Below are 23380 nucleotides of genomic sequence, written 5' to 3'. Positions count from 1 at the left end.
GTGGTGTGGTCAAGTGCCCTCCGGGGTACTTGACCACACCACTGCGCGGAGCGCACTCAGAAGTCGGCGGTCTTGCGGGCGCGGACCTTGCTGACGATCGAGAACACCACGGCGATGATCATCAGTGCGTACAGCACGATGGTGATGCCGCTGCTGACGAGGATCGACGGGTCGCCCTCGCTGACGGCCAGTGCGCGTCGCAGTGACTCCTCGGCCAGCGGGCCGAGGATCACTGCGATCAACACCGGTGCCAACGGAATGTCGTAGCGGCGCATCATGAATCCGACGATGCCGAGCCCGAGCATGAAGATCAGATCCACGATCGAGGCGCTCGACGCGTACACGCCGAGGGCGGCGAACACCGAGATGCCGGCGTAGAGGTAGTTCTTCGGGATCTTCAGCAGCTGCGCCCACAACGGTGCGAACGGCAGGTTGAGGATCAGCAGCACGAGCATCGCGACGAACAGACTGGCCAGCAGGGCCCAGACGATGTCGCCGCTGCGCTCGAACAACAGTGGTCCGGGCTGCATGCCGTATTGCTGGAAGGCGGCCAACATGATGGCCGCTGTCGCCGACGTCGGCAGACCCAGAGCCAGTAGCGCTCCCATTGCCGTTCCGGCCGTTGAGTTTCCGGCGGCCTCGGGACCCGCGACGCCTCGAATGGCACCCTTGCCGAACATCGGCTTCTCGCGCTTGCGATCGAGCCTGCGCTCGGTGCCGTAAGCGAGGAAGCTGGGTACCTCGGCGCCGCCCGCAGGGATCACACCGAACGGCACACCGAATGCCGTGCCGCGCAACCAGGCCGGCATGGCATCGCGGAACTCGGCCTTGCTCAGCCAGGGTCGTCCCTGTGACTTGATCAGACTGCGATCCTCGGGCCGACCGATCTTCGATGCGATGTGGATGACCTCACCGAGCGCGAGCATCGCCACGGTGATGACGACGATGTGAATGCCGTCGAACAGGGCCGGCACCTCGAAGGTGAATCGTGAAGCGCCCGAGGGGCCGTCGATGCCGATCACGGCCAGGGTGAGGCCGATGAGCAGTGCGGTCAGGCCCTTGAGCGCCGAGTCCGAGACCACGGCCGAGGTGGCGATGAACGCGAACACCGCGAGGGCGAGATACTCGGCGGGACCGAAGTTGGTCGCCAACGCCGCCAGCGTGGGAGCGAAGAACACCACCAGCGTCGTGGCGACGATGCCGCCGATGAACGCTCCGATGGCCGAGGTGGCCAAAGCCTGTGGGGCCCGGCCGTTCTTGGCCATCCGGTGACCCTCGAACGTCCCGGCGATCGCGGTGCTGTTGCCGGGGGTGTTCATCAGGATGCCGGAGATCGAATCGCCGAACAGGCCACCGAAATACACTCCGGCGAACATGATCAGCGCCGCGGTGGGGTCGAGGGTGAAGGTGACGGGCAGCAGCAGGGCCACCGCCATGGCAGAGCCGAGACCGGGCAGGACGCCGACGGCAGTACCGAGCAGCGCGCCGACGAACACCCAGACCAGGTTCATCGGTGTCAGCGCGGTGCCGAACCCGTCGATCAGATTGCTCAATGAATCCATCGTGAAGTCAGCTCCGTCAGAAGATCTGGGCGAGAACGCCGCCGGGCAGGGTCAGGCCGAGGCCCGCGGAGAATGCAATCTGAACCGCGCTCGAGACCAGCAGCGCGACGGCTGCGTCGAACACGTAACGGCGGCCGCCCAATCCGACCGAGACACCCCAGAACAGCAGCGCTCCGGCGAGTACCCAGCCGAGCGGGTCGAGGAGCGCGATGAACAGGGCCACCGATCCGACGGTGATCGACAGTGTCCGCCAGTTGCTGACGGTGCCGGTGTGCGGCACGCCGTCGGCGTCGACACCGCGGTCGACGGCGTCGGGCTTGATCAACAGTTGAATGGTGACCAGTAGGGCGACGATGAAGCAGCCGCCTGCAACGATGGCCGGAAAGACCTGCGGGCCAGGTGATGTGGCGGTGGGTGGAACCTGCATCGTGACGGTTCCGTAGACCAGGAAGGCTCCGAGTGCGACGAGCAGCGCCGGAACGATCAATCCGCTACGGCCCGTCCAGAACGATCGGGACGTACCGGTGTCCGTGTCGGTGGTCGTTGTTGTCATACCAGCCCCAACTCCTCGAGAATTCCGGTGATGCGTGTCTGCTCGACGTCGAGGAATTCTCCGAATTCGTCTCCGGTCAGAACCGATTCCTTCCAGCGGTTGCGCTCGACGGCCGTCGCCCATTGCTCGGTCTCGACCATCTCGGTGACGATGTCGACGAGCGTCTGTCGGTCCTCGTCCGAGATCCCCGGGGGCGCAACGATTCCGCGCCAGTTGACGAGGTCGACGTTGTAACCCTGTTCGATGAACGTGTCCACGTCGAATCCCTCGAGCGGCTCGGGCGCGGCCACTGCGAGTGCACGCACGTTGCCCGCCTCGATCTGGTCGCGGAAGTCGTTGAACCCACTGACCGCGACGCCGACGGTGTTCGACAGCAGCGACGTCAGTACCTCGCCGCCGCCGGAGTAGGCGATGTAATTGATTGCGGCCGGGTCGATGTCGGCTTCCTGTGCCAACTGGCCGGCCACGATGTGGTCGATGCCGCCGAGTGAACCGCCGCCGATCGGGAGGCCTCCGGGGTTGGCGCGCCAGGCCTCGATCATGTCCTCGAGGTTCTGGATCGGCGAGTCCTTCGGGACGACGAACACTTCGAAGTCCTCGGCGAGTTTGGCGATCGGGACGGTGTCGGCAAGGGTGGTCTCGGAGTTGTTGATCGCGATACCGCCGAGCATGACGGTGCCGGTGATCATGACGGTGGTGGGCTGCCCGCTGAGGTTCTCGAGTTGGCTCAGGCCGATGGTGCCGCCTGCACCGGGAACGTTGACGACCTGGGCGTTGTTGACGATGCCGTCGCTGCGCAGCGCCTGCTGCGATTCACGGGCGACGAGATCCCAGCCGCCGCCCGCAGCAGCAGGTGCGATCAGTGTCAGTTTGGCTCGGGCGTCGGAGCCGCTGGCACTGCGAGCGGCATCGATTCCGGCGACGGTGACTGCTCCCACCACCACCAGGGCTCCGGCCGTTCGTAGCAGTGTGGGCGATATCGCCATCAGAGACCTTTCGTGTGGTGTGTCACAGCGTCAGGTTAGATACAGTTTGTCCGATTAGTCCAGTTCACAACTCTCCGAGGGTGATCCTCGGTGGATACGAGCAACGAGCAACGGGAGAGAACGTGTCGGTAGCGAGCGCAGTGGCAGTAGCGATGAGCAACACACCGGAGGGTCAGGAAGCGTTGCGCCGCGGTGCCGCCGAGGCCGAGCTGCGTCAGGCTCCGTTGATCGTGTTGTCCGTGGTGGACCGAGATTCGGTGTCCGCGGACGATCGCAATTCGGCGCAGGCAGAGGTCGAGCGAACACTGCCGGGGATCGCGACCACCGTGCGCGTCGAACCCGACGGCGGCGACCCGGCGGGCGCGTTGGTGGATCTCGTCGCAGACGTCGGTGCGGGAATGGTCGTCATCGGGTCCAAGCGTCGATCCGCAGTGGGCAAGTTCCTGATGGGCAGCACCGTGCAGCGAGTGCTGCTCGACTGCCCGGTCCCCGTCCTGGTCGTCAAAGCACCGTGACCCGGTAGTATCGGACAAAGTTCACATCACACAACTCAGAGGAATCATGGACAGCGATAAACCCGGGCCGGACACGGCTCCCCGCACTACGACTACTACGTGCGAGGCGGTGTCCGGCGAATGAGCGTTGTGCTCACTCTCTTGCTCGGCCTGCTCGTCGTCTTTCTCATCACCGTCGCGACCGGCTACTTCGTAGCCCAGGAATTCGCGTACATGACCGTCGACCGGTCCCGGCTCAAGGCTCGCGCCGAGGCCGGTGACGCCGTCGCGGCTCGCACGTTGACCGTCACCAAACGCACCTCGTTCATGCTCTCCGGTGCACAGCTGGGCATCACGGTCACCGGTCTGTTGGTCGGCTACGTCGCCGAACCGCTGATCGGTCAGTCGTTCGGCGCGATCTTGGGCGGCGTCGGAGTTCCGACGGCCGTCGGCGTCGGCCTGGGTGCCGTTCTGGCAATCACGTTCGCGACGTTCGTGCAGATGCTCTTCGGTGAACTGTTCCCGAAGAACTTCGCCATCGCGCGGCCCGAGCCGGTGGCTCGCTGGCTGTCGCTCTCGACCACCATCTACCTCAAGCTCTTCGGCTGGTTGATCACGATTTTCGACCAGTCTTCGAACCTGTTGCTCAAGGCACTCAAGATCGAGCCGGTGCACGACGTGGAGCATTCGGCCAGCCTGCGCGACCTCGAGCACATCGTCTCTGACTCACGCGAGACAGGCGATCTGCCCGACGAGCTGTCGACGCTGCTCGACCGCATCCTCGACTTCCCTACTCGCACAGTCGAACACGCGATGATTCCGCGATCGCGTTCGGCCACTGTTCGAGACACCGACACCCTCGCCGAGGTCGCGGCCCTGATGGGTCAGGAGCATTCTCGGTACCCGGTGCTCGACGAGGACGACGGCATCGTCGGCGTCGTGCATCTCGCGGACGTCCTGTCCGCGACGGTGCCGGCTTCCACGCCGATCTCCGAGCTCACGCGTGACGCGCTGATCCTTCCGGAGATCCAGAGCCTGCCCGACGCGATGCGCGAGTTGCGTTCGACGAAGAACCAATTGGCTTGTGTCATCGACGAATACGGCGGTCTGACCGGCGTCATCACGATCGAGGACCTGGCCGAGGAGCTGGTCGGCGAGATCACCGACGAGCACGACGACGACCTGTCCGACCCGAGCCCGGTCAGTGCCGACGACGGCAGCTGGACCATGGCCGGTGAGGTGCACGTCGACGAGGTCGAACGCGCTCTCGGTATCGATCTGCCCGAGGGCGATTACGAGACCATCGCCGGTTTTGCCATCGCGCACAACGGATCTCTCCCCGACATCGGGGAACGGATCGAAGTGGACCTACCACCGGACAACGCCGATCTGGCGAACGACGAGGAGAGTCCCGTTCGCTTCGTGATCCTCGAGATCGAGGAGATCGACAGCCACGTCCCGTCCCTGCTGACTCTGACGCTCGGCGAGCGTGACCCCGAGCACGACGACGAGTCGGCCGAGACGAAGGAAAGTGTGCACCGATGAGCAACATCTGGGTCTTCCTGGCCGTCACGATCGGCCTCATCGCTGCCAGTGCGTTCTTCGTGGCCGTCGAGTTCGCGCTGTTGGCCGCCAAGCGGCATCGGCTCGAAGACGCGGCTCCCAATTCGCGCTCTGCGCGTGCCGCGCTGCGCAGTTCGTCCGAGCTGACCGTCCTGCTCGCCGGCTCGCAACTGGGCATCACGGTCTGCACCCTCGGCCTCGGCGCAACGACGAAGCCGGCCGTGCACTACTGGCTCACTCCGCTGTTCGAGAGCGGCGGCCTGCCGTACTGGTTCGCCGACGTTCTCGGCTTCGTGCTCGCGCTGATCGTCGTCACCTTCCTGCACCTGGTGGTCGGTGAGATGGCTCCGAAGTCCTGGGCCATCGCCCATCCGGAGAAGTCGGCGACGATGCTCGCAATCCCGATGCGCGGGTTCATGTTTCTCACCCGTCCGGTTCTGACGGCACTGAACAACATGGCGAACTGGTGCCTGCGGCGGGTCGGCGTCGAGCCGGCCGACACCGTGGGTACCGGCCAGAACGCCGACGATCTACGTCAGCTGGTGGAGCATTCGGTGAACGTCGGTGCTCTCGACGCCAGCTACCAGGCGCAGATCTCGAGTGCGCTCGAACTGCAGGAACTGACCGTCGGCGACCTGGTGCGCCAGTTCGGCAAGCCCACGTCGGTACCGTCGACGGCCACCATCGACGACGTGCGCGAAGCCTCGCGTCGCTCGGGGCATCTGCGGATCCTGGTCAGCGACGCGGACGTGGTCAAGGGAGTGGTGCACGTGCGCGATACGTTGACCGCTCCGCAGACTCTTGCCGAGATCACGCGTCCGGCATACACGCTCGAGGCGACGACGCCGGTATACGTTGCCCTGCAGTCGATGCGCGAGACCCGGCATCATCTGGCCCTGGTGGTCGACGGTTCGGCGGCGGCGGACGATCCGGCGCGCAGCGTCGGCGTCGTGACTCTCTCCGATGTGCTGACCCGACTGTTGCCCCAACCGGTCTGATTCGATTCCGGTTTCGAACGAGGCATCCCCGCCCGGCCTGCGTGGCCGAGCGGGGATGCCTTTGTCGTGTCCGGCCTCAGAACTCAGACCGGGGCGACAACCAGCAGGTGCGCCCAGTACGACGCGACGTCGTGGCCGAGTTGGGGGAGCAGAACGTCGTAGAGCAGGTAGGACATCATTGCCGTCGAACTCCTTGTTCAGCGGGTCGTTGCCGGCCCGCGTTCCGAGACTGTGGGTGACCGAGACTGTAGGTCATTGAGACTGTAGATCACGCGGCCTTCGGTGACATCCATATCGCCCACTCGGCTCACTCCGTTGCGCGGAGCCCCCCGTAGCGCGCGTCAGCCGATGCAGCCCTGCAGGGTGGTGAAGCTGCCGGCAATTCCGGCACCGTCGCACACCGCGCCGGTCGGGGTGAGGGTGATGGTGGAGCCCGGTGCTGCCACCGCGATGGAGAGTCCGAGGCCGGCTGCGGTGTTCTGCGCGACGGCACCGGGGCCGAAGGCGATCGCTGCAGGCGCACCACCGAAACTGCCGTTGCTGACTGCGGTTCCACCGTTCAGTCCGAGGGCCAGGGCGGCTGCGTTGTTCATCGCCTCGGCCGAACCCCACCCCTCGAGGCCGAGGCCGGCCGCAGCACTTGCGACGTCCGCGGAGCTGTCGCACTGCGATCCTCCGACGAGCGCAGCGACGTCGGCCCCTCCTGGTGCGGTGGTACAAGCGACCGGTGCTGCGGATGCGGTGCCGGGTACCAGTGCTGCGAACGCGCAGGCGAATCCGAATGCTGCCGCTCCGCCGACAATCCTCTTGGTGTGGAACATGGTGAATGCCTCCCCAGATCAGTGCGTCGGCACCGGTGTGCCGAGCGTGTCGGTCGCCGGGCCGAGGTTGCGGACGGCCCGCACGTCCTGGCTTCGAGTCTCGACCTGCTCGGGCGCGGCGCGGGTTCGTCGGGATCTCGAAAGAGTCTCGGTAAAGTAACGCTGCGATAACGCAACCGGGTGATGTTCTCGGTCCCTACGATGAGGCCATGATCGGACGCATCGACGAGGTCGTTTTCGACTGCCGAGAGCCGGCGTTGCTGGCGCAATTCTGGGCCGGGGTGCTCGGCGGAGAGCCGAGGGTGCGCGACGAGTCGTGGCATTTCGTCGACGTCCCCGGGTTCACTCGGTTGGCGTTTCAGCGAGTCCCGGAGGGCAAGGCCGGCAAGAACCGGCTCCATCTCGACGTCGATGTATCGGATATCGACCGTGCCGTCGGGCAGGCTGTGGCACTGGGCGCCAGGGTGCTCGGCGACCGACACTCCGACGCGGCGGGAACCTTTCAGGTGCTCCTCGACCCCGAAGGCAACGAGTGGTGCCTGGTGACGCCTCCCGCGTGAGCCCGGCCGATCAGCGGGCGTCGTGTTCGGCGCGTGATTCGAGAACGGCAGGCATGTTGCCCTCGATGAGTTCGATGAGACCGCTCAATCGGGTGCCGACGTCGCGGCCCAGCAGAGTGAGGCTGTACTCCACCTTCGGTGGGATGGTTCCCTGCACGGTGCGCACCACGAGGCCGTCCCGCTCGAGGGTCTGCAGGGTCTGCGAGAGCATGCGCTCGCTGACGCCGTCGACCCGTCGGCGCAACGCATTGAATCGGTAGTCGCCCTCGGTGAGGGCGGCGAGCGCGAGCGCACCCCACCTGCTGGTGGCGTTCTGCAATGTCTGCCTCGACGCACAGTCACGCGCGAAGACGGATGCTTCGAGTGATTCCGTGGGCTCTGGCATACCGCCATGTTAGCGCATGCGAAAGGGTGAGTGATGACGTTAGGGGTTGCACTGCACGAAAAGTAAGTGCATAGTGAGTGCGTACTTGAAACCTCAACCTCAGGAGTTCGATCATGACCACAGCGGTAACCGGAGCAACGGGCAACCTCGGCGGACTCGTCGTCGACGCACTCATCGAGCGTGGCGTCGCACCCGCCGACATCGTGGCGGTCGTCCGAAACGCAGACAAGGCCTCGTCGCTGGCCGAACGGGGCGTCGTGGTTAGGGTCGCCGACTACTCCGATTCCGCCGCGATGACGGCGGCTCTCGCAGGCGTCGACAAGCTGCTGCTCGTCTCGGGCTCGGAGGTAGGCCAGCGAATTGCGCAGCACATCAACGTGATCGAGGCAGCGGAGGCCGCCGGAGTGGGCCTCATCGCCTACACCAGCCTGCTCGCCGCCGACACGTCGGGAGTGAGCCTCGCGCCCGAGCACAAGGCCACCGAGGAACGCCTCGCCGCGTCCGACATTCCGGCGGTATTTCTCCGCAACGGCTGGTACTGGGAGAACTACCTCGGCTCGCTCGCACAGACCATCGAGGGCGGGGTGCTCCTCGGCGCGGCAGGCAACGGCAAGCTCGCCGCCGCGTCTCGCGTCGACTTCGCCGCCGCGGCCGCAGCCGTACTGACACTCGACGATCAAGGCGGAAAGATCTACGAACTCGGCGGCGACGAACGCCTCACCTACGCCGAGCTTGCGGCCGTCATCGGCGAGCTCTCCGGCAAGTCGATCGTCTACAAGGACGTCACCGAGTCCGAGTACGCCGCAATTCTTCAGGGCGCAGGACTGCCCGACTTCGTGGCAACCATGTTGGCCAGCGCGGACGCAGGAATCGCTCGTGGCGAGCTGGATACCGATTCCGGAGACCTGCAGACCCTGATCGGTCGTGCATCCACCCCGGTCGCAGACGTACTCCGCGCCGCTGTGTGACGGGCACCGGGGGCGGTACTTGTAGCGTGGGCGCGGTGAATCACTCCTACACCCGCACCGTGTTCCTGGCCGCCTCCGTCTCGCTCGCCCTGCTGACGGGTGCGTGCAGCTCGGACTCCGACACCTCGTCCGCGGCGACCTCCACGTCCTCGGCGTCGTCCGGCGCCGGTGCCGCGGCCGCCTCGAGCACCTGCCCCACGGCGACACCCGACGCCGCAGCCACCCCCGGATGGACGCTGGCCGGGGACTCCGGCAGCATCGCCGTCGTCGGGTCGACCGACACGGCCGCGCCCGCGGTCACCGTCGAGACACCGTTCACCGTCGCCGAGACTCAGGTCGAAACTCTGACGGCGGGGGACGGGCCGGTCGTCGCAGCCGACGCCGAGGTGTCCGTCTGCTACGTGGGCGTCAACGGACGCACCGGCGAAACGTTCGACAGCAGCTTCGAGCGGGGCGCGCCGGTCGAATTCCCACTCGACGGAGTCGTCGCCGGCTTCCAGAAGGCCATCGCCGGACAGACCGTCGGCTCGACCGTCGCCGTGGCGGTCACCTCGGCCGACGGCTATGCGAGCGGCAATCCGGCAGCTGGAATCGAGCCGGGCGACAGCTTGATCTTCGCGATCTCGATCCTGTCCGCGAGCTGAGTGAGGTCCGCGCAGTGGCGCGGTTGAGTCCCCCCTGGGGCATTCAACCGCGCCACTGCGGCTCCGCCGCAGTTACACCGTCGAGAGCTGCTGAATCGTCGTCGCGCCGCCCGGGGTGGGCGTCGTGGTGATGAAGTTCGAGTCGTAACCCAGCGATTCGACGACGCTGCGGATCTCACGGAACTGCTCGACGCTGACGTCGGGCGTGCGCTTGAGCACAAATCCGGACGTGCGGGTGGGGCTTCCGACGAACGCCCACGAGTAGTCGTCGGCGATGTAGGCCACGATGTAGTTGGTCGGCCCCTCCTGGCTCTCCTGTGTGGGGACGCCCGGGAAGCTCACGTGCAGTTGGGCATTGGTGACGGTGTCGTTGACTCGTGCGTTGCCGACGATGCGGTTCTCCTGGCCCGTCCAGGTGGTGCAGGTGTTCTCGACGCGAATGTTGGACGCGTCGATCATCTGGTAGTTCGCCTGGGTGTCTCGGGCGCAGATCAGGTTGAACGGCTGCGGTACCGCGGCAACCTGGTTCCAGGTGCCCAGGTAACGCTCGACATCGAGCGACGGGATCGGAGCCAGTGGCTCGAGGCCGACCGATCCCAGCGGTCCGACCGGCTGTGCCTGAGCCGGGGCCGCGGTCAGCAGTGCACCCGCGGCGAGGGTACCGACGAGTGCGGTGCGGCCGAATGCGTTGCGGATCTTCATGTGTTCGCTCCTTGAGTTGCGGTTGTGGTCGTGCTCGAGTCGATCCTGTTCGGCCACCAGATCCCCGGGCCGATGAGGGTGAACAGGGCGGGAATCACCACGGTGCGTACCACGAAGGTATCGAGCAGAATGCCGAGTCCGACGATGATGCCGAGTTGGGTCAGGGTGATCAGCGGTAGGACGCCGAGCACGCAGAAGACCGCTGCCAGAACGATTCCCGCGCTCGTGATGACGCCTCCGGTAGCCGAGACCGCCCGCACGATGGCAGATCTGGTGCCGTGCCGAGGCGTCTCCTCGCGGGTGCGAGTGACCAGGAAGATGGTGTAGTCCACGCCGAGCGCGACCAGGAACAGGAACGCGAACAGCGGAGTGTTGTCGTCGAGGGCGGGGAATCCGAAGACGTGCAGGCTCACCCAGCTGCCGACTCCGATGGCGGCCACGGCGCTCAATACCGTTGTGGCAACCAGGATCAGTGGTGCAACGAGGGCGCGCAGCAGTACCAGGAGCACGGCGAGCACGACCGCGAGGATCGCGGGAATGACCACGAGGCGATCGCGGGCCGCTGCGTCGCTGGTGTCGAGTGCCTTGGCGTCGCTGCCGCCCACCAGTGCACTGTCCACACCGGTGAGTGCGGCGCGGAGATCCTCGACGACGGCGAACGACTGGTCGGATGCGGGGGCCGCATCGGTGACGACCGAGAGCCGGGTGAGTCCGGTGTCGGAATCCGCGACGCGATCGACCGAGACGACGCCGTCGATGCCCTCGGCGGTGCTGATGACTCCGTCGATGTCTGCGGTGGGAGCGAGGACCGTCATCGGATCGGCTGATCCGGCCGGGAAGTGCTGGGAGAGAGTGTCGAAGCCTTCGACGGATTCGGCGGTGACGCGGAACTGCTCGGTTTGCGAGAGTCCGATCTGAGTCCCGAACAGTGCGCCGCAGCAGGCCAGTAGCGCAACGATCGTGACCGAGGCGGTGGCGACGGGGCGTCGGGCAACGCCTGCGGCGATCGAGTGCCAGACGCCTTCCGTGGTGGTGTCCCGGTCCGATTCCTTGGGAACGAAGGGCCAGAACAGCTTCGGACCGCACAGTTTCAGCAGGGGCGGCAGTACGAACAGCACGAACACTGCTGCGACGACGAGGCCGGCCGCGGCCAGCGCCCCCAGGCTGCGGGTGCTCGGCAGCATCGCGAGGAGCAAGGTCAGCAGTGCCAGCACGACGGTTGCGTTGCTGGCGAGGATGGCGGGCCCGGCCTGGCGAACAGCGCGGTGCAGGGCGAGGCGATGATCGGGCTTGCGACGCAGCTCCTCGCGGTATCGAGAGATGAGCAGCAGTGCGTAGTTCGTGCCTGCGCCGAACACCAGCACACTGGTGATTCCGGAAGTCGAACCGTCGAAGGAGAGGCCGGTGGCCTGGGCGAGCACGGTGCCGACGGTGGTGGCGAATCGGTCGGCGAAACCGATGACGGCCAACGGCACCAGCCACAGGATGGGCGATCGATAGGTGACGATGAGGAGGACGGCCACCACGAGTGCGGTGACGGCGAGAAGTGTGAAGTTGGCACCGGAGAACGAGTTCGCGATGTCGGCACCGAAGGCGGGTCCGCCGGTGACCTGAGCATCGAGATCGGGTGACAGGCCGTCGCTCGCAGCGGACCGCAGTTCGGTGATCAGTTCGTTGAGCGTGAAGCCCGACAACTCGGAATCGACCTGGACCAGCGCAATCGCAGCTTTGCCGTCGGGTGCGACGATCGGGGGCGGGCCGGGCTCGTCCGGCACCGAGCGATCGACGGCGAGGAGCCTGCTCTGCGCGGCAGCTGCGCTCTCGATGTCGGTCGGTGTCAGGTCGCCGCCATCGGCGCGGCTCAGAACCAGGATCACGGGTGCGGTGTCGGAGTCCGGGAACTGGGAGAGCAGCTCGTCCACCTGGTAGGACTCGGCCGACGTCGGCAACGAGTTCGGCGATTGGTCGGCGGAATCGTTGCTGCCGACCAATCCCATCACGGCGACCGCGAGGATGACGATCGCTGCCGCCAAGGCACCGGATCTACGCCCGGTGGCTGCGTCCGCGACACGGTCCCAGACGGTCTTGTTCTCGGTTCGAGTGCTGTCCACGGTCAAACAATCTCATTTACTTAGATATTAAGCAACTGAATCTCTTGCGGGCAGTAGTCTGACGATGACCGCAGCGAAGGAGTTACCACCGACATGGCCGACCGAAACCACCTCGAATCCGCGATTTCCGCGGATCTACGAGCGCTGTCGTCGGTCTCCGAACAGATCGGCCAAGTGTTCGGTGCTCTACACAGCCTGCGGCCCAACGACTTTCGTGCGCTTCTTCACGTCATGGTCGCCGACGTCGAGGGTGCGCCGCTGACGGCGGGGGAACTGGGCACGATGTTGGGGCTGTCGTCGGCGGCGATGACCTACCTCGTCGAGCGGATGATCACCTCCGGTCACATCCGCCGCGAATCCGACGCATCCGATCGACGCAAAGTCATTCTGCGATACGACGAGCACGGGATGGAGGTCGCTCGCGGGTTCTTCGGCCCCCTCGGCAAGCGCACGAGCACCGCGTTGGCAGACCTGCCCGATGATGATCTCGCCGCCGCGCATCGGGTGTTCGAAGCGCTCATCGGAGCCATGCGAGAACACCATGCCGACCTGGGAAACAGCGGTCGCGCGTAAGGTGTCTGCGCGGCGCGGTGTTCGAACCGCTGGTGGGCGGCCTGTGCAGAACCGATGCTGGACGCTGAGGCTGCCTGTGACGTAGGGTTGGCCCTGGTTGAGCTAACAGCCGGTCACGGGGAAACGCAGCGAAGTCGGCGTCCGGGTCAGGCAACATTCTGCTCCCGCTGCGTCAATCGGTTTCCCCCTCAGTTCGACCGATCGATGGGATCTGCCATGAGTGTTGAATCTTCAGGCAACAAAGTTCGAACCACCCCGGTGACAGTCGCGGAGAAGTCCGTGTCCGTCGCAGCAACCGGAGCAATCTTCACTGCGCACGACGGCCCCGACGGCTCACTCGTCGTCGCCGTCCACGGCGACATCGACATGCGCAGCGCGCCGATGTTCTCCGATTTCGTCTGCAGCCGCGTGTCCAGCAAACGGCATGTCACCCTCGATCTGCACAATGTCGAATTCTTCGGCATCGCAGGTCTCACAGTCTTCGATGCAGTCCGTGACTACACGGCCGGCATCGGCGCATCATGGTCGATCGTCGCCGGACGCTCTGTTTCGCGTCTGCTCCAGGTCGCCGATCTCGAGTCCACGATTCCGACGGCTCGTCCTACGAACGACCAGTAGTACCCCGGCGTTCATCGCCGCGACAAGAGGTGGGCAGCTCCAGTACCGGGGCTGCCCACTGTTCGTTCGAACCCCGATTCCACAACGGACGACCCTGCTCGACGGCATGGCCGTGGCTCAGGATCGTCCGAAAGTGTTTCGGCTCAGGCGAACTAGTCCTTGGTTCCTTCGGAGTCGCTGAAGAACGCCCACTCGCCGTCGTGCTCGACCTCGAGTCGCCACCCCAACTCCTCGTTGTCGGCGCGGCTGTCCTTGAACCAGGCATGCGCGTCCTCGGAACTGGAGATGTCCTTGGTCTCGACAACGGTTCCGTGCGGATCGATAACTCTGTAATTTGCCATGCAGCCAGGGTGCCCCGATGTCGCAGAACCTAATCCACGCCAGAACGCCGAGAGGAAGCGGCGGCCGACTCCTGGGTGCGGGAATCGAGTACTTCGGTGAACCCGCTACGTACGCGAGAGCACCGATCGTGCGAAGAACATCAGATTCGCCGGACGCTCGGCCAATCTGCGCATGAAGTAGCCGTACCACTGCGATCCGTACGGGACGTACACGCGTACGTTGCGCCCGGCGTCCACGAGTCGCCGCTGCTCGGGATCACGGATTCCGTAGAGCATCTGGAACTCGAACTCCTCGGACGACCGTCCTGCGGCCGCCGCAAACCTGTCCGCCGCCTCGATCATCTCCGGGTCGTGCGAGGCCACCATGGGGTAGCCGCGGCCGTTCATCAGCACCTGCAGGCACCGGAGGTAGGAGTCGGAGACCTCCCGTGCACCCTGAAACGCCACCGACGACGGTTCGTTGTACGCACCTTTGCACAGTCGGATTCGAGATCGCGGCCCGGACAGGTCCTGGCAGTCCGCTTCGGTGCGCCGCAGGTATGCCTGCAGCACCGTGCCCAGATCCGGAAAGTCCACGCGCAGTTCGCGGACGATCGACAGGGTCGAATCGGTGGTGGTGTGGTCCTCGGCATCCACCGTCACCCACACCCCGGCCGCAGTGGCAGCGGTGCAGATCGTTCGTGCGTTCTCCAGCGCCAGGGTTCGGTCGATTCCTTGGCCGAGCGCAGACAGCTTGAGCGAGATCTCCAGTGCTGTCGCATCGGCCCGGCGAGTCGAAAAGCGTTGTATCAGGGAGAGATACGCGTCCACGGTTGCTCTCGCCTGGCCTCGGTCGGTGGTGTCCTCACCGAGGTAGTCCACCGAGACGAACCTGCCCGACGCCAGCAGGGCGTCCACTGCAGTGACGGCCGCAGGCTCGGATTCGCCTGCCACGAAACGGTCGACGAGGGATCGGGTGGCGCGTAGCCGCGTCACCGTCGCCTGCAGTTTCGGTGAACGTGCCGCCGCCAGCAGGGCAGGCCGCAGCGGATTGCTCAGTAGCGTGGTCATCGCGTGCCCTCGCCTTCCTGGTGTGGGTAGCCGTGGGTGGTCGGCGGAACGAACGTTTCCTTCACGGTGCGGGCCGAGGTCCACCGCAGCAGGTTTTGCGGCGAGCCGGCCTTGTCGTTGGTTCCCGACGCGCGGGCTCCGCCGAACGGCTGCTGTCCCACCACTGCGCCGGTGGGTTTGTCGTTGACGTAGAAGTTGCCTGCGGCGAATCGCAGTGCCGCATGGGCCTGTTCGACGGCGGTGCGGTCGGTGGCGATGACGGCTCCGGTCAGCGCGTACTTCGATCCGGAGTCGACGGCGCGCAGCGTCTCGGCATAGGCGTCGGGCCTGGCGTCGTCGTAGACGTGCACGGCGAGGATCGGGCCGAAGTACTCGGTGGTGAAGGCCTCGTCGGTGGGGTCGTCGCCGAGAAGCACCGTGGGGGAGACGAAGTACCCCTCCGTGTCGTCGCAGCTACCGCCGGCAGCGATGGTCAGGCTCGACACGGACTTGGCTCGGTCGAGAGCAGCTGCGTTGCGGTCGAACGCCTTTCGGTCGATGACGGCTCCGCCGTAGTTGGACAGGTCGGTCACGTCACCGTACTTCAACGCCGAGACCTGCTCGATGAACGTATCGCCCATCGAGGCCCACAGAGATTTCGGTACGAACGCCCGGGACGCTGCCGAGCACTTCTGTCCCTGGAAGTCGAACGCACCGCGAATCATGGCGGTGGTCAGCACCTCCGGATCGGCCGAGCTGTGCGCGACGATGAAGTCCTTGCCGCCGGTCTCGCCGACGAGCCGTGGATACGAGTGGTAGTTCGAGATGTTGTTGCCCACCTCGCGCCAGAGCGTCTGGAACGTCGCGGTGGACCCGGTGAAATGGATTCCGGCCAGACGCGGATCGGCGAGGGCCACGTCGGACACCATCGGCCCGTCGCCGAGGACGAGGTTGATGACCCCCGGTGGCAGACCTGCGGCTTCGAGCAACTGGAGCGTCAGATACGCGGCTACTGCCTGGGTGGGCGAGGGCTTCCACAGCACGGTGTTGCCCATCAACGCGGGCGCGGTGGGTAGGTTGCCTGCGATGGCGGTGAAGTTGAACGGGGTGATGGCGTAGACGAAGCCCTCGAGTGGACGGTATTCGACGCGATTCCACACTCCCGGTGCCGATACGGGCTGCTCGGCGAGAATCTGCCGGGCGAACGTGACGTTGAACCGCCAGAAGTCGATCAGCTCGCAGGGTGCGTCTATCTCTGCCTGGTAGGCCGACTTGGACTGACCGAGCATCGTTGCAGCAGCAATTCTTTCGCGCCACGGACCGGACAGCAGATCTGCGGCCCGCAGGAACACCGCGGCGCGCTCGTCGAAGGGGAGATCGCGCCATGCGGGGGCTGCTGTCGTCGCGGCGTCGATGGCGTCGCGCACATCCTGGTGGGTGGCCCCGGTGAAGCTGCCGATGATCGACGAGTGCTTGTGCGGTTCGACGACGTTCTCGACCGGGCCGTCGGCCCGGCGGTGAACCCCGCCGATGACCTGACGGATCTCCACGGGGGAGGAACGGAGTTCGCTCAGGCGGCTGTGCAAGCGGGCCCGTTCCGGGCTACCCGGGGCGTAGGTGTTGACCGGCTCGTTGGTGGGGGTCGGTACGGATGTGACGGCGTCCATGGCTGCTCCTCGTCTTCGGCGTGTGCTGCTCATTGAAGTCCGATCCGCTCGTCGTTCAATCAGCCCGTCGGCCAAAGAATTCGTGATCTACTTGTCCGTATGGCCAATACGGTGTCGCTGCGTTCGATGCTGACCTCTCTGCACAGCGCCGTCGTCGAACTCGTCCTCGCGCCCGCGGGAACGGACATGGCCGTCGAGTCCGTCGCGCTGCTCGATGCCGACGACCTGCGGCTGCCTCCGGGAACTGCGTCCGACCTGACGCTGCTGGTCGGCGTGACCGAGGCCGATGTGGTGCGGTGGTTCGACGATCTCGCGTTGCGCCCCGTCGCAGACCGACCGCTCGCGGTGCTGACCAAAGTCGCCACCTCGACGGCGCTGTCCCACGGTGCGCGGGAGACGGGTATCGCATTGGTCGCGGTGCACCAGCAGACACGGTGGGAGCTCCTGCTGTCGATGATGCGCGGAGTCCTGGACCAGGTGCGCGCCCAGAGCCCCGACGACGGATTGTTCGGAGCCGACACCGACCTCTACGAACTCGCGCAGACGGTGGCGTCACTGACGAAGGGCATGGTGAGCATCGAGGACGAGCGCTCACATGTGTTGGCCTACTCGGCATCCGACGACGCGGCCGACGAACTGCGGACCCTGTCTATCCTCGGACGTGAAGGTCCGGCCGACTACCTGCGCAGACTGCACGAGCGAGGGGTGTTCGATCGACTCCGCCGCACCGACGACGTGATCGACGTACCGGCCGATGCCGAACTGGGCATTCGTAGACGGCTCGCCGTCGGTATACGCCGAAGCTCAGGCAGCGCAACGACTCTCGGGACGATCTGGATACAGGAGGGCTCCGCCCCACTCGCCGCCGACGCCGACGCGGTACTGCGCGGTGCCTCGGCCGTCGCCGCCCGACTGATCACCCGCATCGCGAACGCCCCGACCAACGAGGCCCTGCAGATTCAGCGCCTGCTCGGGGCCAGGGGCGGCGGTGTCGACGTCCCGTCGCTGGCGTCGGCGCTGTCGATACCCACCTCGGGATCCGCGGCGGTCGTCGGATTCGCTGCCTGCGGAGAATTCGAGATCAGCGCCCTGGCACCGTCCATTCGACTGCATGCCAGCGCTTTTCGGCGAGACTCTCTGGTCACCATCATCGGTGAGAGAATCTACGCACTGTTTCCCGGGGTGGCGTCGGGCACGGGGATCGCGGCGTGGACCGCCGATGCCGTCGGGCGGATCGAGGCGCGTACCTCGCTCGCGCTGCGTGCCGCGGTCGCTGCGCCGATCGCAGATCTCGACGGGGTGGCCGTGGCCAGATTCGAGGTGGACCGAGTGCTCGACGGCACCACCGGCGAGGTGCGCGTCACGACGCTGGAAGAGTCGAGAACCTCGGTGTTGCTGGGCGAAATCCTGGAACTGATCACCAATCACGACCAGCTGCGAGACCCGCGCATCACCGCCCTCGACCGGTACGACGCCACCAACGACTCCAGAATGCGCGAGAGTCTCGAGTTCTATCTGGCGTGCTTCGGCGACGTTCGGGCTGCCGCCGAGCGACTGCACATTCACCCGAACACCCTGCGCTACCGCATTCGACGCGTCGAGCAGATTCTCGATCTCGATCTCACCGATTCCGACGCACGTCTCCTCGTCGAGATTCAGCTGCGTATGTGAGCGCCGCCGGTGCTCGCTCGAATCACCAGGGTCGGTTCGATGCTCGAACGCCTCGTGCTTCGGTTTCCGGTGTCGATCTGGTCGAGCAGAATTTCGACGCTTCGCACGCCGACGTCGGTGAACTCCTGGCGGATGGTGGTCAGGGGCGGCGAGAAGAATTCCGCGTCGGGAACATCGTCGAAGCCGACCACGCTGACGTCCTCCGGCACTCGCTTTCCGTGCACGTTCAGTGCGCGTAGCACCCCGAGCGCCATGGAGTCGTTGCCTGCGAACACTGCGGTGACGTCGGCGTTCCGGGCCAGTTCGCTGCCGGCCAGAAAGCCCGATTTTGCGGTCCAGTCGCCGCTGAGGGTCGCCGGTGGTTCCACGCCGGCATCCTCGTGGGCCATCCGCCATCCGGTGACGCGGTCGGCTGCCTCGTACCACCCCAGCGGGCCGGCAACGTGCCACACGGCGCTGTGTCCGAGCGAGAGCAGATGTTCGGTTGCGGCTCTGGCTCCGGCGATCTGGTCGACCGAGACGACGGCCAGATCACCGGCAGGCGAGCCCTCGACGGCGACCAGCGGGAGTTCCCCGGCCAGATCGGCTATGTCACCGCCGTCGGTTCGCAGAGGCGCGATGACGACGACGCCGTCGACACCCTGCTTCTGCAACCGGCGCACGCAGGTGATGATCGCCGACTCGTCGAGCGAGGTGGGCACGCCGACCACCACGGAGTAGCCGGCGTGACGGGCGGCGTACTCGACGCTGTAGAGCGTCGACACCGGACCGTAGAGAGCGTTTCCGGTCCCCACGATTCCGATGGTCTTGCTGCGGCCGGTGACCAGAGCGCGTGCAGCAGTGTTCGGTCGGTACCCGAGCTCCGAGATCGCCTGAGCGACCTTGTTTCTCGTCGCTTCGGTCACGTTGGGGTGACCGTTGATGACGCGGGAGACTGTTTGATGAGACACGCCTGCGAGCCGGGCGACGTCGGTCATGGCGGGTCCGCGAGTCGGTGTCATCTTTGCCGAGTCTCCCTTCCTGGTCGAAGACAATCACAGCATGCCCGGTCCTGCGGTGCCCGCGACCGTATCGATTACGTGGGTGTGGTCACCGCAGAACCGGTCGTGGTGGGCGCAGGCTTACCGGGCTCGGCACCGGAGAACATCTCGGCAGGCACGGGCACCCCCAGATAGCTGCTCGGAGGCGCAGCTTTGTCACCCTTGTTGCCCTTGCCGCTCGCTGCTCGGCGCTTGGTCCAGATGTCGAACGCCACCGCGGCGAGGAGTACCAGGCCCTTGACCAGCTGAACGCGCTCGCTGGGCGAACCGATGAGGGACATTCCGCTGTTGATCACGGCGATGATGAGTCCACCGGTGAGCGCGCCGACGATGCGGCCGACGCCGCCCTGTACTGCTGCACCGCCGATGAATGCCGCCGCGATCGCGTCGAGCTCGAAGCCGTTGCCTGCGGTAGGGCCCGCCTGATTGAGGCGGCCGGCGAAGATGATTCCGGCGAGGGCGGACAGCACGCCCATGTTCACGAAGATCCAGAAGGTGACCGGCTTGACCTTGATGCCGGACAGCGATGCGGCGTGGATGTTTCCGCCGATGGCGTACACGTGCCGACCGAACACCGTCCGGCCTGCCAGCGTCGAATAGCCCATCACCAGTACGGCGAGAAGGATCAGCACGTACGGCAGGTTCTTGAAGCGCGCCAGCTGTACGGCGATGGCGAGAACCAGGCCGCCGGCCAGAATCATCTTGGTCAGAAACAGTGGCATCGCGTCGACGGTCTGCCCGTACTTCTGCCGACCCGTCCGAGAACGCCACTGAGTGAACACGATTCCGGCAACGGCGAGGATCGCGACGAGCAGGGTGAAGATGTCCGCGCCGCCGAGCGGTCCGAGGCCCACGTTGCCCATGAAGCCCGGGAGGAAGCCGTTGGAGAGAGTACGTACGGGCCCGGGGAACGGTCCGATGCCCTGGTTACCGAGAACGATGAGGGTGACGGCGCGGAAGATGAGCATGCCTGCCAGGGTCACGATGAACGCCGGAATGCCGAAGTACGCAACCCAATAGCCCTGCCACGCTCCGATCAGACCGCCGATGATCAGCGTGATGAGCACCGCGAGCGGCCACGGCACGTTCTGCTGGACCATCAGCACGCCGGAGATCGCTCCTGTTGCCGCGACGACCGATCCGACGGACAGGTCGATGTGGCCCGCGATGATGATCACGACCATGCCGATGGCCAGGATGAGGATGTACGAGTTCTGGACCACCATGTTGCTGATGTTCTGCGGGACCAACAGTTGGCCGCCGGTCAGAACGGTGAACAGCAGGATGATCAACGCGAACGCGATGAATATCCCGCTCTGGCGGAGGTTTCGCGTGAGCAGCCCCCGGACGGTCGACAGCTGATTCATCGAAGTACTCCTGTTCCACGGGTCATGAGGTGCATGAGGGATTCCTGTGTCGCGTCCTCGCGAGTGACCTCGCCGGTGATCCGGCCTGCGGACAGCGCGTAGATCCGGTCGCACAGCCCGAGCAGTTCCGGTAGCTCGGAGGAGATCACCAGAACTGCCTTGCCCGCGTCGGCGAGACCGTTGATGATCGAATAGATTTCGAACTTCGCACCGACGTCGATACCGCGCGTCGGTTCGTCGAGAATGAGCACATCGGGATCACTGAAGATCCACTTGCTCAGCACGACTTTCTGCTGATTGCCGCCGGAGAGCTTGCCGACCACGGCGGAGACGTTCGGTGCCTTGATGTTCATGCTCTTCCGGAAGCCCTCGGCAACCTTGTATTCCTGGTTGTCGTCGACGAAACCGCCGGTCACCAGTTTGTCGAGGGCCGCAGTGGAGATGTTGCGCTTGATGTCGTCGATCAGGTTGAGGCCGTACCGCTTTCGGTCCTCGGTCGCATACGCGATCCCGTGATGGATGGCATCGCTGACGGACTTGACGTGAATTTCCTTGCCGTACTTGTACAGACGCCCCGAGATATCGATGCCGTAACTGCGTCCGAAGACACTCATGGCCAACTCGGTGCGTCCGGCACCCATCAGGCCCGCCAGGCCGACGATCTCACCACGGCGCAGCGTCAGATTCGCCCCGTCCACGACGGTCCGGCCGTGCTGGGTCGGGCTGTGTACGGTCCAGTCCTCGATGCGTAGAACTTCCTCTCCCACAGTGGATTCGTGGGGCGGGAACCTGTGCTCGAGATCGCGGCCGACCATCAGTGAGATGATGCGATCCTCGGTGACCTCCGGGTTGCGCATGTCCAACGTCTCGATGGTTCGGCCGTCGCGAATGATCGTCGTCCGGTCTGCGATGGCCGCGATCTCGTTGAGCTTGTGCGAGATGATCACGCACGTGATTCCCTCGTCTCGAAGACCGCGTAGCAGGTCGAGAAGATGAGACGAGTCCGAATCGTTCAGTGCCGCAGTCGGTTCGTCGAGGATCAGTAGCGTCACGTCTTTCGACAGTGCCTTCGCGATCTCGACGAGTTGCTGCTTGCCGACGCCGAGATCGCCCACGACGGAGACGGGGTTCTCCCGCAGCCCTACCCGGTTCAGTAGGGCTGCGGCCTCGGAGTTGGTGCGGTTCCAGTCGATGAACCCGCGTCTGGACCGCTCGTTGCCGAGGAAGATGTTCTCGGCGATGGACAGATGCGGACTCAGCGCGAGTTCCTGGTGAATGATGACGATGCCCTTGGATTCGCTGCTCCTGATATCGGAGAACGCGCACGGCTGACCGTCGAACACGATCTCTCCGTCGAAAGTTCCGTCCGGATACACACCCGACAGCACCTTCATGAGAGTCGACTTTCCAGCGCCGTTCTCACCGCAGATCGCGTGGATCTCGCCGCGCTCCACCGTGAGCGTGACGTCCTGGAGCGCCTTCACTCCGGGAAACGTCTTGGTGATGCCGTGCATCTCCAGAATCTGGCTCGTCATCGCAGAACTCACTTCAATTGATCGTCGGTGTAGTAGCCGCCTTCGACCAGCAGCTGCTCGTAGTTGCCCTTGTTGACGATCTCCGGCTGCAGCAGGTACGCGGGAACGACCTTCTCGCCGTTGTCGTAGTCCGTCGTGTTGTTCGTCTCCGGCGTCTGACCGTCGAGCATGGACTGAGCCATCGAGATCGTGACTGCGGCCAGCTCACGGGTGTCCTTGTAGATCGTGGAGTACTGCTCGTCGGCGATGATGGACTTCACCGACGGAACCTCGGCGTCCTGGCCGGTGACGATCGGGTAAGGCTGACCGGCCGTTCCGTAGCCGTTGCTCTTGAGCGCGGAGAGGATTCCGATCGACAGGCCGTCGTACGGCGAGAGCACGCCCTGCACCTTCTGGCCCGAGGAGTACGTCTTGGTGAGCAGATCCTCCATGCGCTTCTGGGCGGTAGCCGGATCCCAGCGCAGTGTTGCAGCCGTCTCGAAATCGGACTCGCCACTGCCGATCTTCAGAGTTCCCTTGTCCAGGTACGGCTTCAGGGTTTCCATGGCACCGTCGAAGAAGAAGGTGGCGTTGTTGTCGTCCGGCGAACCGGCGAAGACCTCGATGTTCAGCGGGCCCGCGGGGGCGTCGGCCTTGTCGGTGCCGTCCTCGTTCTTCAGGCCGAGACCGACCAGAAGCGACGTGGCCTGGTCGACGCCGACCTTGTAGTTGTCGAACGTCGCGTAGTAGTCGACGTTGGGCGAGTTACGGATGAGGCGGTCGTACGCGATGACGCCGATGCCGTTGTCCTTGGCTTCCTGCAACTGCGTGGTGATGGCCGTGCCGTCCACCGAGGCCACGATGAGTAGCTTTGCGCCCTGGGTGATCTGGTTCTCGATCTGGTTGACCTGAGTGGGGATGTCGTTCTCTGCGTACTGCAGATCGACCTTGTAACCCTGGCCCTCGAGCGCGCTCTTGAGGTTGTCGCCGTCGGCGATCCATCGAGCCGAGGACTTCGTCGGCATCGTCACGCCGATCAGCGCGCCCGCCGTGCTCCCTCCGTCTGCCGGCTCGACGTCTGCAGTCTTGGTGCTCGATCCGCATGCGGTGACCGTGATGGCCAGTGCCACCGCGGCCGCGGCCATGGGTAGATGTCGAAACTTCATCGTTTCTCCCTGCTCGGTGAAATCAGATCTCGAAAGTGGTGGAGAGA

Annotated in this window: 23 protein-coding genes; 9 read left to right on the top strand and 14 right to left on the bottom strand. The window is 65.2% G+C overall.

What is annotated here, in order from left to right:
• Positions 1 to 56: 56 nt before the first annotated feature.
• Genes ABZ677_RS17755 through ABZ677_RS17745 form a run of 3 tightly spaced genes read right to left on the bottom strand, consistent with a single transcriptional unit; the run spans position 57 to position 3101 of the window.
• The gene (locus tag ABZ677_RS17755) at positions 57 to 1562 is read right to left on the bottom strand and encodes a tripartite tricarboxylate transporter permease (RefSeq protein WP_358371639.1); all 1506 of its coding nucleotides are present in this window, start codon (positions 1560 to 1562) and stop codon (positions 57 to 59) included.
• A 16-nt stretch (positions 1563 to 1578) separates the two neighbouring features.
• Entirely contained in the window at positions 1579 to 2115 is a 537-nt protein-coding gene (locus tag ABZ677_RS17750) for a tripartite tricarboxylate transporter TctB family protein (protein ID WP_358371636.1), read from the bottom strand.
• Positions 2112 to 3101, bottom strand: coding sequence for a tripartite tricarboxylate transporter substrate-binding protein (locus ABZ677_RS17745; protein ID WP_037194470.1), 990 nt, complete (start codon positions 3099 to 3101; stop codon positions 2112 to 2114). The genes ABZ677_RS17750 and ABZ677_RS17745 overlap by 4 nt, the downstream gene beginning before the upstream one ends.
• A gap of 80 nt (positions 3102 to 3181) precedes the next feature.
• Here ABZ677_RS17745 and ABZ677_RS17740 point away from each other — a divergent pair, with 80 nt between their 5' ends.
• The 3 genes from ABZ677_RS17740 (at position 3182) to ABZ677_RS17730 (ending at position 6156) form a co-directional block, all read left to right on the top strand.
• A complete protein-coding gene (locus ABZ677_RS17740) occupies positions 3182 to 3616 on the top strand; it encodes a universal stress protein (protein ID WP_230596414.1) in 435 nt (144 codons plus the stop codon).
• Between the two features lie 120 nt (positions 3617 to 3736).
• A complete protein-coding gene (locus ABZ677_RS17735) occupies positions 3737 to 5140 on the top strand; it encodes a hemolysin family protein (RefSeq protein ID WP_358371633.1) in 1404 nt (467 codons plus the stop codon).
• Positions 5137 to 6156: a hemolysin family protein gene (locus ABZ677_RS17730; protein WP_037194473.1), complete on the top strand. Its 1020-nt coding sequence runs from the start codon at positions 5137 to 5139 to the stop codon at positions 6154 to 6156. The genes ABZ677_RS17735 and ABZ677_RS17730 overlap by 4 nt, the downstream gene beginning before the upstream one ends.
• Positions 6157 to 6497: 341 nt before the next feature.
• Here the strand turns inward: ABZ677_RS17730 and ABZ677_RS17725 are convergent, their stop codons facing one another.
• A complete protein-coding gene (locus ABZ677_RS17725; RefSeq protein WP_037194474.1) occupies positions 6498 to 6977 on the bottom strand; it encodes a DUF6764 family protein in 480 nt (159 codons plus the stop codon).
• A gap of 209 nt (positions 6978 to 7186) precedes the next feature.
• On the opposite strand from ABZ677_RS17725, the gene ABZ677_RS17720 reads away from it, so the two are divergent.
• On the top strand, positions 7187 to 7537 hold the full coding sequence (locus ABZ677_RS17720; protein ID WP_358371629.1) for a VOC family protein: 351 nt from the start codon (positions 7187 to 7189) through the stop codon (positions 7535 to 7537).
• A 10-nt stretch (positions 7538 to 7547) separates the two neighbouring features.
• On the opposite strand, the gene ABZ677_RS17715 is transcribed toward ABZ677_RS17720, so the two are convergent.
• Entirely contained in the window at positions 7548 to 7922 is a 375-nt protein-coding gene (locus ABZ677_RS17715) for a helix-turn-helix domain-containing protein (RefSeq protein ID WP_358371626.1), read from the bottom strand.
• Positions 7923 to 8035: 113 nt separating this feature from the next.
• Here ABZ677_RS17715 and ABZ677_RS17710 point away from each other — a divergent pair, with 113 nt between their 5' ends.
• Together ABZ677_RS17710 and ABZ677_RS17705 are read left to right on the top strand one after the other, a co-directional pair.
• Positions 8036 to 8890, top strand: a complete 855-nt coding sequence (locus ABZ677_RS17710; RefSeq protein ID WP_037194477.1) for an SDR family oxidoreductase — start codon at positions 8036 to 8038, stop codon at positions 8888 to 8890.
• Between the two features lie 26 nt (positions 8891 to 8916).
• The gene (locus ABZ677_RS17705; RefSeq protein ID WP_358371623.1) at positions 8917 to 9534 is read left to right on the top strand and encodes an FKBP-type peptidyl-prolyl cis-trans isomerase; all 618 of its coding nucleotides are present in this window, start codon (positions 8917 to 8919) and stop codon (positions 9532 to 9534) included.
• Positions 9535 to 9606: 72 nt separating this feature from the next.
• On the opposite strand, the gene ABZ677_RS17700 is transcribed toward ABZ677_RS17705, so the two are convergent.
• Complete coding sequence (locus tag ABZ677_RS17700) at positions 9607 to 10236, bottom strand: lipocalin family protein (RefSeq protein ID WP_358371620.1); 630 nt, start codon at positions 10234 to 10236, stop codon at positions 9607 to 9609.
• On the bottom strand, positions 10233 to 12233 hold the full coding sequence (locus ABZ677_RS17695; RefSeq protein ID WP_358371868.1) for an MMPL family transporter: 2001 nt from the start codon (positions 12231 to 12233) through the stop codon (positions 10233 to 10235). Before ABZ677_RS17695 ends, ABZ677_RS17700 begins: the two co-directional genes overlap by 4 nt.
• 207 nt (positions 12234 to 12440) lie before the next feature.
• Between ABZ677_RS17695 and ABZ677_RS17690 the strand changes: the two genes are divergently transcribed.
• The gene (locus ABZ677_RS17690) at positions 12441 to 12920 is read left to right on the top strand and encodes a MarR family winged helix-turn-helix transcriptional regulator (protein ID WP_037194479.1); all 480 of its coding nucleotides are present in this window, start codon (positions 12441 to 12443) and stop codon (positions 12918 to 12920) included.
• Between the two features lie 279 nt (positions 12921 to 13199).
• Positions 13200 to 13538: an STAS domain-containing protein gene (locus ABZ677_RS17685; protein WP_230596416.1), complete on the top strand. Its 339-nt coding sequence runs from the start codon at positions 13200 to 13202 to the stop codon at positions 13536 to 13538.
• Positions 13539 to 13690: 152 nt separating this feature from the next.
• Here ABZ677_RS17685 and ABZ677_RS17680 read toward each other — a convergent pair whose 3' ends face one another.
• The 3 genes from ABZ677_RS17680 to pruA form a co-directional block, all read right to left on the bottom strand.
• Complete coding sequence (locus ABZ677_RS17680) at positions 13691 to 13879, bottom strand: hypothetical protein (RefSeq protein WP_037194480.1); 189 nt, start codon at positions 13877 to 13879, stop codon at positions 13691 to 13693.
• Between the two features lie 105 nt (positions 13880 to 13984).
• A complete protein-coding gene (locus ABZ677_RS17675) occupies positions 13985 to 14929 on the bottom strand; it encodes a proline dehydrogenase family protein (protein WP_358371615.1) in 945 nt (314 codons plus the stop codon).
• Entirely contained in the window at positions 14926 to 16575 is a 1650-nt protein-coding gene (gene pruA / locus ABZ677_RS17670; RefSeq protein ID WP_358371612.1) for an L-glutamate gamma-semialdehyde dehydrogenase, read from the bottom strand. The genes ABZ677_RS17675 and pruA overlap by 4 nt, the downstream gene beginning before the upstream one ends.
• A gap of 99 nt (positions 16576 to 16674) precedes the next feature.
• Here pruA and ABZ677_RS17665 point away from each other — a divergent pair, with 99 nt between their 5' ends.
• Positions 16675 to 18246, top strand: a complete 1572-nt coding sequence (locus ABZ677_RS17665) for a helix-turn-helix domain-containing protein (RefSeq protein ID WP_037194484.1) — start codon at positions 16675 to 16677, stop codon at positions 18244 to 18246.
• Here ABZ677_RS17665 and ABZ677_RS17660 read toward each other — a convergent pair.
• The 4 genes from ABZ677_RS17660 to chvE all read right to left on the bottom strand — a co-directional run bounded on the left by ABZ677_RS17660 (position 18231) and on the right by chvE (position 23333).
• Positions 18231 to 19247 carry a LacI family DNA-binding transcriptional regulator gene (locus ABZ677_RS17660; protein WP_358371608.1) on the bottom strand — a complete coding sequence of 339 codons (1017 nt, stop codon included), beginning with the start codon at positions 19245 to 19247 and terminating at the stop codon, positions 18231 to 18233. The genes ABZ677_RS17665 and ABZ677_RS17660 overlap by 16 nt on opposite strands.
• A gap of 74 nt (positions 19248 to 19321) precedes the next feature.
• Positions 19322 to 20653, bottom strand: a complete 1332-nt coding sequence (mmsB, locus tag ABZ677_RS17655) for a multiple monosaccharide ABC transporter permease (RefSeq protein WP_094632972.1) — start codon at positions 20651 to 20653, stop codon at positions 19322 to 19324.
• Positions 20650 to 22188: a multiple monosaccharide ABC transporter ATP-binding protein gene (gene mmsA / locus ABZ677_RS17650; RefSeq protein WP_358371604.1), complete on the bottom strand. Its 1539-nt coding sequence runs from the start codon at positions 22186 to 22188 to the stop codon at positions 20650 to 20652. The genes mmsB and mmsA overlap by 4 nt, the downstream gene beginning before the upstream one ends.
• Positions 22189 to 22196: 8 nt before the next feature.
• A complete protein-coding gene (chvE, locus tag ABZ677_RS17645) occupies positions 22197 to 23333 on the bottom strand; it encodes a multiple monosaccharide ABC transporter substrate-binding protein (RefSeq protein WP_037194490.1) in 1137 nt (378 codons plus the stop codon).
• Positions 23334 to 23380 lie beyond the last annotated feature (47 nt).

Origin of the sequence: Rhodococcus sp. NPDC006774, from assembly GCF_040636045.1 — a bacterium.
Lineage (GTDB): Bacteria > Actinomycetota > Actinomycetes > Mycobacteriales > Mycobacteriaceae > Rhodococcoides.
This window is presented reverse-complemented; position numbering and strand designations above follow the sequence as displayed.